Annotated in this window: 9 protein-coding genes and 1 pseudogene; 4 read left to right on the top strand and 6 right to left on the bottom strand. The window is 60.3% G+C overall.

What is annotated here, in order from left to right; genetic code table 11:
• Window positions 1-197: kinase/pyrophosphorylase (locus tag D8V06_RS28985; RefSeq protein WP_177434508.1), on the top strand; the 197-nt coding region annotated here is incomplete at its 5' end.
• 119 nt (window positions 198-316) lie between these two features.
• Here D8V06_RS28985 and prpD read toward each other — a convergent pair.
• From prpD to D8V06_RS28950, 6 genes are all read right to left on the bottom strand, one after another.
• The gene (gene prpD, locus D8V06_RS28980) at window positions 317-1801 is read right to left on the bottom strand and encodes a 2-methylcitrate dehydratase (protein WP_130932327.1); all 1485 of its coding nucleotides are present in this window, start codon (window positions 1799-1801) and stop codon (window positions 317-319) included.
• 236 nt (window positions 1802-2037) lie between these two features.
• Window positions 2038-3228 carry a 2-methylaconitate cis-trans isomerase PrpF gene (gene prpF / locus D8V06_RS28975; RefSeq protein WP_130932326.1) on the bottom strand — a complete coding sequence of 397 codons (1191 nt, stop codon included), beginning with the start codon at window positions 3226-3228 and terminating at the stop codon, window positions 2038-2040.
• A 67-nt stretch (window positions 3229-3295) separates the two neighbouring features.
• Window positions 3296-5890 (bottom strand): Fe/S-dependent 2-methylisocitrate dehydratase AcnD, encoded by a 2595-nt coding sequence (gene acnD, locus D8V06_RS28970; RefSeq protein ID WP_130932325.1) that lies wholly within the window; start codon window positions 5888-5890, stop codon window positions 3296-3298.
• A 202-nt stretch (window positions 5891-6092) separates the two neighbouring features.
• Entirely contained in the window at window positions 6093-7220 is a 1128-nt protein-coding gene (gene prpC, locus D8V06_RS28960; RefSeq protein WP_130932324.1) for a 2-methylcitrate synthase, read from the bottom strand.
• Between the two features lie 145 nt (window positions 7221-7365).
• On the bottom strand, window positions 7366-8256 hold the full coding sequence (gene prpB / locus D8V06_RS28955; protein WP_056856953.1) for a methylisocitrate lyase: 891 nt from the start codon (window positions 8254-8256) through the stop codon (window positions 7366-7368).
• Window positions 8253-8972: a GntR family transcriptional regulator gene (locus tag D8V06_RS28950; RefSeq protein ID WP_056856952.1), complete on the bottom strand. Its 720-nt coding sequence runs from the start codon at window positions 8970-8972 to the stop codon at window positions 8253-8255. The genes prpB and D8V06_RS28950 overlap by 4 nt, the downstream gene beginning before the upstream one ends.
• Before the next feature lie 425 nt (window positions 8973-9397).
• On the opposite strand from D8V06_RS28950, the gene D8V06_RS28945 reads away from it, so the two are divergent.
• From D8V06_RS28945 to D8V06_RS28935, 3 genes and pseudogenes are all read left to right on the top strand, one after another.
• The gene (locus tag D8V06_RS28945) at window positions 9398-9934 is read left to right on the top strand and encodes an ATP-dependent zinc protease (protein ID WP_130906136.1); all 537 of its coding nucleotides are present in this window, start codon (window positions 9398-9400) and stop codon (window positions 9932-9934) included.
• 5 nt (window positions 9935-9939) lie between these two features.
• Window positions 9940-11475 (top strand): inactive transglutaminase family protein, encoded by a 1536-nt coding sequence (locus D8V06_RS28940; protein WP_056856950.1) that lies wholly within the window; start codon window positions 9940-9942, stop codon window positions 11473-11475.
• Window positions 11475-11616, top strand: a pseudogene (locus tag D8V06_RS28935) (alpha-L-glutamate ligase-like protein); the annotation flags it as partial. The gene D8V06_RS28940 and the pseudogene D8V06_RS28935, both read left to right, overlap by 1 nt.

The following is an 11616-nucleotide window of genomic DNA, read 5'->3' as shown; positions in this document are numbered from 1 at the left end:
GCCTCACCGCCATCCGCAACGAGCGCAAGCCCAACAGCCGTTATTCGAGCTACGCTCAGTGCGAGTTCGAAGTACGCGAGGTGGAAAACCTGTTTCGCCGCGAGAACATCCCGCACATCAATTCCACGCATTTTTCGGTGGAAGAAATCTCCGCGAAGATTCTCGTGGAGAAAGGCGTCGAGCGGCGGTTCAAGTAACTCTCGGTTGCCTGCTTCGGCCTCATCGCCAGCAGGCTGGCTCCCACGTTGGTACTGCGGTGAACACAAAAACACTGTGGGAGCCAGCCTGCTGGCGATTGAACGATAACGCGCTCGCCCTAGATCACAAATAAATCCACAAACCGATTGACGGGCGCTGCCTCAAGCCGCGCCTGATCCCTGCACAACTGAAAAATCTCCTCGCTGCGTTGCCCGCTGAACCGTGTCAGCAAGTTCGCTCTGAACTTCTCCTCCAGCAACGGAATGCCTTCGATCCGGCGCCGACGATGGCCGATCGGGTACTCCACCACGACGTTCTCCGTGCTTGAACCATCCTTGAAAAACACCTGGACCGCGTTGGCAATGGAGCGCTTGTCGGCCTCCAGGTATTCACGGGTGAAACGCGGTTCCTCAACGATCACCATCTTGTCGCGCAACACATCGATGATCGGATGTGCCTTGTGGAAATCGTTTTCGTAATACTCGGCCACCAGCTTGCCGAAGGCCAACGGCACAGCGGTCATGTACTGGATGCAATGATCGCGGTCAGCGGCGTTGGCCAGCGGGCCGACCTTGGAGATGATGCGAATCGCCGATTCCTGGGTGGTGATCACGATCCTGTTGATTTCGTGCAGGCGATTGCGCACCTGCGGATGCAAGCTGACGGCTGCTTCACACGCCGTTTGCGCATGGAACTCGGCGGGGAAACTGATCTTGAACAACACGTTTTCCATCACATAACTGCCGTACGCCCGCGAGAAACTGAAGGCCCGTTTTTCCTCAGGCTTGAGCGCCAGATCGCTGTTGGTGTGGCTGAACAAAACGTCGTAAAAACCCCACTGCCTGGCACTCAGGACGCCTGGAATGCCCATCTCGCCGCGCATCGCCATGTCTGCCAGGCGTACGCCGCGACTCGACGCATCACCCGCCGCCCAGGATTTACGCGAACCGGCATTCGGCGCATGCCGGTAGGTACGCAGTGCCTGGCCGTCGGCAAAGGCGTGTGACAACGCCGACAACAACTGTTCGCGATTGGCCCCCATCAATTTGGCGGTGACCGCGGTGGAGGCGACTTTCACCAGAATGACGTGATCGAGACCGACACGGTTGAATGAGTTTTCCAGGGCGATTACGCCTTGAATCTCGTGGGCCAGGATCATCGATTCAAGCACAGTGCGTACGGTCAGCGGCGCTTCGCCATTGGCCAGGCGCTTTTGTGATAAATGGTCAGCCACCGCAAGAATCCCGCCGAGGTTGTCCGACGGATGCCCCCATTCCGCCGCAAGCCAGGTGTCGTTGTAATCGAGCCAGCGCACGATGCAGCCGATATCCCACGCCGCCTTCACCGGATCGAGCCGATAACTGGTGCCCGGCACACGGGCACCGAACGGCACGACGGTGCCTTCAACCACAGGCCCCAGATGCTTGGTGCACTCGGGAAAACGCAAGGCCAGCAGACCGCAACCCAAGGTGTCGATCAGGCAGTTGCGGGCGGTATCCAGCGCTTCTTCGGATTCGATCTTGTAGTCGAGAACGTAATCGGCAATGTCCTGCAGGACCTTGTCGTACTCAGGGCGGTTGTTCAGGTCGACGTTGGCACTCATGTTCGATTCACTCTGCAAGTGGTTCGTTGATGGGACCTCGGTTCAGGGCTGACTTTTCTTTTTGTCGAAACGTGAACCTCTGTAGGAGCCAAGCTTGCTCGCGATAGCGGTGCATCAGGCAACACTGATGTTGAATGTTATGGCCTCATCGCGAGCAAGCTCGGCTCCTACAGGCGAAGGCGATCTTGCGGGCGCCTTCGCCGGCAAGCCTGGCTCCTACAGGGGATAGGATTTGGTCAGAAAGAATCGCCCGGCACGCGGACGAAGCCTTCCATCAACACCCGCGCACTGCGGCTCATGATCGCTTTGTTCACCGTCCATTCACCGTTGACCTGGCTGGCTTCGGCGCCGACACGCAAGGTGCCCGACGGATGACCGAAGCGCACCGCGTTGCGTTCGATACCGCCCGCCGCGAGGTTAACCAGGGTGCCGGTAATCGCTGCCGCCGTGCCAATGGCGACTGCCGCCGTGCCCATCATTGCGTGGTGCAGTTTGCCCATGGACAGCGCACGCACCAACAGATCGACATCGCCTGCCGCAATCGCTTTGCCGCTGGACGAAACATAGTCCGCCGGCTTGGCCACGAAGGCCACTTTCGGCGTGTGCTGCCGCTTGGCCGCTTCGTCGACGTTGGCGATCAGGCCCATGCGCAATGCGCCATAAGCGCGGATGGTTTCGAACATCAGCAAGGCTTTCGGATCACCGTTGATCGCGCCTTGCAGCTCGGTGCCCTTGTAGCCGATGTCTTCGGCATTGACGAAAATCGTCGGGATGCCTGCGTTGATCATGGTCGCCTTGAAAGTGCCTACACCGGGTACTTCGAGGTCGTCCACCAGGTTGCCGGTAGGGAACATCGAACCGCCAGCGCCCTCTTCGTCCGCTGCCGGATCGAGGAATTCGATCTGCACTTCCGCTGCCGGAAAGGTCACGCCGTCGAGTTCGAAATCGCCGGTTTCCTGCACTTCACCATCGGTGATCGGCACATGAGCGATGATGGTCTTGCCAATGTTGGCCTGCCATACGCGAACCACGGCAACGCCGTTGTGCGGAATGCGGCTGGCATCGACCAGACCGTTGCTGACCGCGAACGAACCGACCGCTGCCGACAGGTTGCCGCAGTTGCCGCTCCAGTCCACGAATGGCTTGTCGATGGAGACTTGACCGAACAGGTAGTCGACATCGTGATCAGCCTTGGTGCTTTTCGACAGGATCACGGTTTTGCTGGTGCTGGAGGTGGCGCCGCCCATGCCGTCGATTTGCTTGTCGTACGGGTCGGGGCTGCCGATCACCCGCAGCAGCAACGCATCGCGGGCCGGGCCTGGAACCTGGGCCGCTTCAGGCAAATCCTTCAGGCTGAAAAACACGCCTTTGCTGGTGCCGCCGCGCATGTAGGTCGCGGGAATCTTGATTTGCGGTGCATGAGCCATGGTGTTGCTTACTCCTTAGCTTGAAAACGGACACGGGACTCAAAGTCCCGTGTCGGTACAGCCTGTATTAGACGGCTACTGCCGACTCTTCGAGGAAGTCCTGGGCGAAGCGTTGCAACACGCCGCCCGCCTCGTAGATCGACACTTCTTCGGCGGTGTCCAGACGGCAAGTCACCGGCACATCGACGCGCTCGCCATTCTTGCGATGGATCACCAGCGTCAGCTCGGCGCGTGGCGTGCGATCGCCCATCACGTCATAGGTTTCGCTGCCGTCGATGGCCAGGGTGTGGCGGTTGGTGCCAGGCTTGAACTCCAGCGGCAACACGCCCATGCCCACCAGGTTGGTGCGGTGGATGCGCTCGAAACCTTCGGCGGCAATCGCTTCGACACCGGCCAGGCGCACGCCCTTCGCCGCCCAGTCACGGGACGAACCCTGACCGTAGTCGGCACCGGCAATGATGATCAGCGGCTGCTTGCGATCCATGTAGGTTTCAATCGCTTCCCACATGCGCATCACTTTGCCTTCCGGCTCGACGCGGGCCAGCGACCCCTGCTTGACCTTGCCGTTTTCCACAACCATTTCGTTGAACAGTTTCGGGTTGGCGAACGTGGCCCTCTGCGCGGTCAGGTGGTCGCCACGGTGCGTTGCGTAAGAGTTGAAGTCCTCCTCCGGCAGGCCCATTTTTGCCAGGTATTCGCCGGCGGCGCTGTCGAGCATGATGGCGTTGGAAGGCGACAGGTGATCGGTGGTGATGTTGTCTGGCAGCACCGCCAGCGGACGCATGCCCTTGAGCGGACGCGCGCCGGCCAGTGCGCCTTCCCAGTACGGCGGACGACGGATGTAGGTGCTCATTTCGCGCCACTCGTACAACGGCGCGACTTTCGGGCCGGTGTCTTCGTGGATGGCGAACATCGGGATGTAGACCTGACGGAACTGTTCCGGCTTCACCGAGGCTTTCACCACGGCGTCGATTTCTTCGTCGCTCGGCCAGATATCCTTGAGGCGGATTTCCTTGCCGTCGACCACGCCCAGCACGTCCTTCTCGATGTCGAAACGGATGGTGCCGGCAATCGCATACGCAACCACCAACGGCGGCGAAGCGAGAAATGCCTGCTTGGCGTACGGGTGAATCCGACCGTCGAAGTTACGGTTGCCGGACAACACCGCCGTGGCGTACAGATCGCGGTCGATGATCTCTTGCTGGATCACCGGGTCCAGCGCACCGGACATGCCATTGCAGGTGGTGCAAGCGAAGGCCACGACGCCGAAACCGAGCTGTTCCAGCTCATCGGTCAGGCCGGCTTCATCAAGGTACAGGGCCACGGTTTTCGAGCCCGGCGCCAGGGACGACTTGACCCACGGCTTGCGGGTCAAGCCGAGCTTGTTGGCGTTGCGCGCCAGCAAGCCAGCGGCGATCACGTTGCGCGGGTTACTGGTGTTGGTGCAGCTGGTGATGGCAGCGATGATCACCGCGCCGTCCGGCATCTGGCCTGGCACATCCTCCCATTTACCGGAGATGCCTTTAGCGGCCAGGTCCGACACCGCCACCCGGGCGTGCGGGTTGCTCGGGCCGGCCATGTTGCGCACCACTGAGGACAGGTCGAAAGTCAGGCCGCGCTCATATTGCGCGCCGTTGAGGCTGTCGGCCCACAGGCCGGTGGTCTTGGCGTAGTTCTCGACCAACTGCACCTGCTCGTCTTCACGACCGGTGAGTTTGAGGTAGTCGATGGTCTGCTGGTCGATGTAGAACATCGCCGCCGTGGCGCCGTACTCCGGGGCCATGTTGGAGATGGTCGCGCGGTCGCCGAGGGTCAGCGCGGAAGCGCCTTCACCGAAGAACTCCAGCCAGGCACCGACCACTTTTTGCTTGCGCAGGAACTCGGTCAGCGCCAGCACCATATCGGTCGCGGTGATGCCCGGTTGCAGTTTGCCGGTGAGTTCGACGCCTACGCTTTCCGGCAGACGCATCCACGATGCGCGGCCGAGCATCACGCTCTCGGCTTCGAGGCCACCGACACCGATGGCGATCACGCCCAGCGCATCGACATGCGGGGTGTGGCTGTCAGTGCCGACGCAGGTATCAGGGAACGCAACGCCGTCACGCACCTGGATCACCGGAGACATTTTCTCCAGGTTGATCTGATGCATGATGCCGTTGCCCGGCGGGATCACGTCGACGTTCTTGAAGGCTTTTTTGGTCCAGTTGATGAAGTGGAAACGGTCTTCGTTGCGACGGTCTTCGATGGCGCGGTTCTTCTCGAACGCCTCTGGATCGAAGCCACCACGTTCGACGGCCAGGGAGTGGTCGACGATCAGTTGCGTCGGCACCACCGGATTGACTTGCGCCGGGTCGCCGCCTTGCAGGGCGATGGCGTCACGCAGGCCGGCGAGGTCGACTAGGGCGGTCTGGCCGAGGATGTCGTGGCACACCACACGGGCCGGGAACCACGGGAAATCGAGGTCGCGCTTGCGTTCGATGAATTGCTTGAGCGATTCGGTGAGCGTGGCCGGATCGCAGCGACGCACAAGGTTTTCCGCCAGCACGCGAGAGGTGTAAGGCAGGGTGTCGTAGGCGCCGGGAGCAATGGCCTCGACTGCCGCGCGGACGTCGAAGTAATCCAGTTTGCTGCCGGGCAGCGATTTGCGGAATTTCGTGTTCATCGTCAGGACTCGGTCACGGTAAATACAAAGGGTGGGGCTGGCGCCGGATTCGAAATCAACACAATCCACTGTGGGAGCGGGCTTGCCCGCGATTGCGGTGGGTCAGCCGACACATGTGTCGAATGTGACTCCGTCATCGCGGGCAAGCCCGCTCCCACAGGGATCTACGCTGTATCCAGATCCCTGCAACAGCCTCCACCATTCAGCGTTGTTCGATTGGCACGAACTTGCGCTGTTCGACGCCGGTGTACTCGGCGCTCGGGCGGATGATGCGGTTGTTGGCGCGTTGTTCGTACACGTGGGCCGCCCAGCCGGTCAGGCGCGAGCAGACGAAAATCGGTGTGAACAACTTGGTCGGAATGCCCATGAAGTGGTACGCCGAGGCATGGTAGAAGTCGGCGTTCGGGAACAGCTTCTTCTGTTCCCACATGGTGGCGTCGATGGCCTCGGACACCGGGAACAACACCTTGTCGCCCACTTCGTCGGCGAGTTTTTTCGACCAGCCCTTGATCACCTCGTTGCGCGGATCGTTGTCCTTATAGATCGCGTGACCGAAGCCCATGATCTTGTCCTTGCGCGCCAGCATGCCGAGGGTGCCCTCGACCGCCTCTTCCGGCGACGAGAAGCGCTCGATCATTTCCATCGCCGCTTCGTTGGCACCGCCGTGCAGCGGGCCGCGTAGCGAACCGATGGCCGCGGTAATGCACGAATACAGGTCCGACAAGGTGGAGGCGCAAACCCGTGCGGTGAAGGTCGAGGCGTTGAACTCGTGCTCGGCGTAGAGGATCAGCGAAACGTTCATCACCTTGACGTGCAGCTCGCTTGGCTTCTTGCCGTGCAGCAGGTGCAGGAAGTGGCCGCCGATGGACTGTTCGTCGCTCACGCAATCGATGCGCTTGCCTTCGTGGCTGAAGCGATACCAGTAGGTCATGATCGCCGGGAATGCCGCCAGCAGTCGGTCGGTCTTGTCGTGTTGCTCGGAGAAATTGTTCTCCGGCTCGAGGTTGCCCAGGAACGAGCAACCGGTACGCATCACGTCCATCGGGTGGGCGTCGGCGGGGATGCGCTCGAGCACTTCTTTCAGCGCTTGCGGCAGGTCGCGCAGCTTGCTCAGCTTGGCGATGTAGGCGCTCAGTTGCGCCTTGCTCGGCAGTTCGCCGTACAGCAGCAGGTAAGCGACTTCTTCGAACTGTGCGTCAGCTGCCAGTTCACGAACGTCATAACCACGATAGGTCAGACCGGCACCCGACTGGCCCACGGTGGACAGTGCGGTTTGCCCGGCAACCTGGCCACGGAGCCCGGCGCCACTGAGTACTTTTGCTTCGGCCATTTTTGTCTCCAATATTCTTGAATTTGTCAGAGAAAACTTATCTCGCTTCCTGTAGGAGCGAGCCTGCTCGCGATGCGGGGTATCAGGCTTCCCGCGTCAACATTGGCGTCCATCGCGAGCAAGCTTCGCTCCTACAGGGCGTTCTTTACTTCTTCGCCGCAAACAACGCATCGAGCTTCTGCTCGAAGGTGTGGTAGTCGATGCGATCGTAAAGCTCCATGCGAGTCTGCATGGTGTCGATGACGTTCTGTTGCGTGCCGTCGCGGCGGATCGCGGTGTAGACGTTTTCTGCCGCCTTGTTCATGGCACGGAAAGCCGACAGCGGGTACAGCACCAGCGAAACGTCGGCAGCGGCCAGTTGTTCGGTGGTGTACAGCGGTGTCGCGCCGAATTCGGTGATGTTGGCCAGGATCGGTGCTTTCACGCGGTTGGCGAACAACTTGTACATCTCAAGTTCGGTGATGGCTTCCGGGAAGACCATGTCGGCACCGGCCTCGATGCACGCGGCGGCGCGATCCAGGGCAGACTCCAGGCCTTCCACCGCCAGGGCGTCGGTACGGGCCATGATCACAAAGCTGTCATCGGTGCGGGCATCGACGGCGGCTTTGATACGGTCAACCATTTCCTGCTGGCTCACGATCTCTTTATTAGGACGGTGACCACAACGCTTGGCGCCGACCTGGTCTTCGATGTGAATCGCCGCCGCGCCGAACTTGATCATCGACTTCACGGTACGGGCGACGTTGAAGGCCGAGGAACCGAAACCGGTGTCCACGTCCACCAGCAGCGGCAAGTCGCAGACATCCGTGATGCGGCGCACGTCGGTCAGCACGTCATCCAGGCCGGTGATGCCCAGGTCCGGAACACCGAGGGAGCCAGCAGCCACCCCGCCACCGGAGAGGTAGATCGCCTTGAAACCGGCGCGCTTGGCCAGCAACGCGTGGTTGGCATTGATGGCGCCGACCACTTGCAATGGATGCTCGCTGGCGACCGCATCGCGGAAACGCTGGCCTGGAGTGCTCTTGTTGGAACTCATGACTCACCTCGTTTGGCTGTCGGGTTAACGCCGTCCTGGTAATGACGGGCGATGTTGCGTTTGGAGGCGCCGATGTGGCGGCGCATCAACAACTCGGCCAGCTCACCGTCACGGTCGGCGATGGCATCGAGAATTCGGTGGTGTTCGGCAAAGGCCTGGTGCGGGCGATTGGGCGTGGTGGAAAACTGGATGCGGTACATGCGCACCAGTTGATACAGCTCGCCGCAAAGCATTTGCGTCAAGGTGCGGTTGCCGCTGCCCTGGATGATCCGGTAGTGGAAGTCGAAATCGCCTTCCTGCTGGTAGTAACCGCGGCCGGCCTGGAATGCCTCATCGCGCTCGTGGGTTTCGAGGACGCGACGCAGCTCGTCGATTTCTTCGACGCTCATGCGCTCGGCCGCCAGACGACAGGCCATGCCTTCGAGGGACTCGCGAATTTCGTAGAGTTCGATCAACTCGGCATGGTTGAGCGACACCACCCGTGCGCCGACGTGCGGCACGCGCACCAGCAGGCGCTGGCCTTCCAGGCGGTGGATGGCCTCCCGCAGCGGGCCTCGGCTGATGCCATAGGTACGGGCCAGTTCCGGCTCGGAGATTTTGCTGCCCGGAGCGATTTCGCCCTTGACGATGGCCGCCTGGATACGGCGGAAGACGTTCTCGGAAAGCGTCTCCGAATCATCTTGGGTAGAAACCGGGGGATCGAGTTGATCCAACATATTGTCGACACCTTGAAAGCCAATGACGCAAAAACTAACGAATACGCAGGGCTTAGTCAAAGGATAAATAGATATTGTCGACAATCGTCTAATAACCGCTTTGTTTTATGATCGTTCCTGCGCTCTGCGCAGGAATGCCGCCTGGAACGCTCCGCGTTCCCCAGCGACGCCGGGCTCGAGTCCTGACGCGGAGCGTCACTGGATGCGTTTCCACGCAGAGCGTCGGAACGATCAACAATGCGGCGCCCTCTGTTTATAGCCACCGGCCAGCGCTGGCGCCAACAAACCACCGTGCTAGAATGCCGCCCGCATTTGTTTGTCACATCTGCACGGTCTGTCATAAAACACTGATAGGCATACGAAGGAGCTTGCGCAGCAATGCCAGGGTCTTGAATCGAAGTACGGCCCGCTGCGCACCAGGATTTATGAGACTCAAGCCCTTTTCCACCTTCCTTTTTATTCTTTGCCTGCCGGGTTTTGCCGCGGCGGGGGAAAAGACTGTGTACGGCCTCAATGAATACGCTTCCCTGGGCGGTATCGACCTGGAAGTGGCCGCCAAACTCGACACCGGGGCGAAGACCGCCTCCCTGAGTGCCCGCGATATCAAGCGCTTCAAGCGCAATGGCGAATCCTGGGTGCGCTTCTACCTGGCCATCGATGCCGCCCATTCACACCCGATCGAACGACCGCTGGCCCGTGTCAGCAAGATCAAGCGCCGAGCCGGTGACTACGATCCTGAAGAGGGCAAGAAGTACACCGCCCGTCCGGTGATCGAGCTGGATATCTGCATGGGCTCGGCTTTACGCAGTATCGAAGTGAACCTAACGGACCGAAGTGCCTTCCAATACCCGCTCCTGATCGGCTCCGAAGCGCTCAAACGCTTCGATGCGCTGGTCGACCCCAGTCTTAAATACGCTGCCGGCAAACCCGCCTGCGCTACCGACGCTCATACCGCAGAGTAATTCCAATGCGCTCTCTTACCCTTCATCTGAAAATGCTGATCGCCATCCTGGTGGTGTTGGGCATTTCAGTTACGGCCTATCAGATCTTCGTGCTCGGCATTCCCGTCACCGAGGACGCCACCGACGACTTGTGGAACATCGACGCCAAGGTCGAGTTCGTCGCCAGTGCCAAAGACCCGGTCAAGATCCAGATGTTCGTGCCGCCGCTGAGCCGTGACTATGTCAGCCTCAACGAGAGCTTCATCTCCAACAACTACGGCGTGGCCGTGAACCGCGTTGACGGCAACCGCAAGGTGACCTGGTCGGCGCGCCGGGCCAAGGGCAACCAGACGCTGTATTACCGCTTGGTGCTGACCAAGCGCTACACCGCTGAAAAAGCCAAGATCAAAGGCCCGACCTTCCGCGACAGCATCGCCATCGAAGGCCCTGAAAAAATCGCTGCCGAAGCCTTGCTCGCGCCGATCCGCCAGCATTCGGCCGACGTCGAGACCTTCATCAGCGAAGCCATCAAGCGGGTCAACAACAGCAACGACGACAACGCCAAGATGCTCCTGGCTGGCGATCCGACCCCGGCGCACAAGGCGAAGATCGTCGAACTGCTGTTGTCCATAGCCCACGTCCCGGTGGAAAAGGTCCACACCGTCCGTCTGGTGGCCGACCAACCACAGACACCGGAACTCTGGTTGCGCAGCTTCAACGGCACCGACTGGCTGTATTTCAACCCGGAGACCGGCGAACAGGGTCTGCCGACCGACCGCCTGCTGTGGTGGACCGGCGATGAAAACCTGATCACTGTCGATGGCGGCAAGAAAGCCACTGTCACTTTCAGCATGAACAACAGCGAAATGAACGCCATTCGCCTGGCCAAGCTGACGGATGAAAACACCGACGCCAACTTCCTCGAATACTCGCTGTACGGCCTGCCGCTGCAAACCCAGCAGACGTTCATGATCATGGTGATGATCCCGATTGGCGTGCTGGTGATCCTGGTCCTGCGCAACCTGATCGGCATCCAGACACTGGGCACGTTCACGCCGGTGCTGATTGCCCTGGCCTTCCGCGAAACTCAGCTCGGCTTCGGCATCGTGCTGTTTACCATCATCACGGCGCTGGGGCTGTCGCTGCGCTCCTACCTCGAACACCTCAAGCTGCAAATGCTGCCAAGGCTTTCGGTAGTGCTGACCTTTGTCGTGGTGTTGATCGCAGCCATCAGTTTGTTCAGCCACAAACTCGGGCTGGAACGCGGGCTTTCGGTTGCACTGTTCCCGATGGTGATTCTGACCATGACCATCGAACGCCTGTCGATCACCTGGGAAGAGCGCGGCGGTGGCCATGCCATGAAAGTGGCGATCGGCACCCTGTTCGCCGCCTCCCTGGCGCACCTGATCATGAGCGTGCCGGAACTGGTGTACTTCGTGTTCACCTTCCCGGCGGTCCTGCTGATTCTGGTGGGCTTCATGCTGGCGATGGGTCGCTATCGCGGGTATCGCCTGACCGAACTGGTGCGTTTCAAGGCTTTCCTGAAAAAGGCTGACGCTTGATGTTCGGCTTCTGGAAAACCTGGAAGGCCCTGGAAGCCCGGGGCATCATGGGCATCAATCGGCGTAACGCCGACTACGTGCTCAAATACAACAAGCGCAGCCTGTACCCGATCGTCGATGACAAGATCATCACCAAGGAGC

Origin of the sequence: Pseudomonas sp. Sample_24 (assembly GCF_004307605.1) — a bacterium.
Classification (GTDB): domain Bacteria; phylum Pseudomonadota; class Gammaproteobacteria; order Pseudomonadales; family Pseudomonadaceae; genus Aquipseudomonas.
The sequence above is the reverse complement of the archived record's forward strand: the minus strand, read 5'-3'. Positions and strand labels throughout refer to the sequence as shown.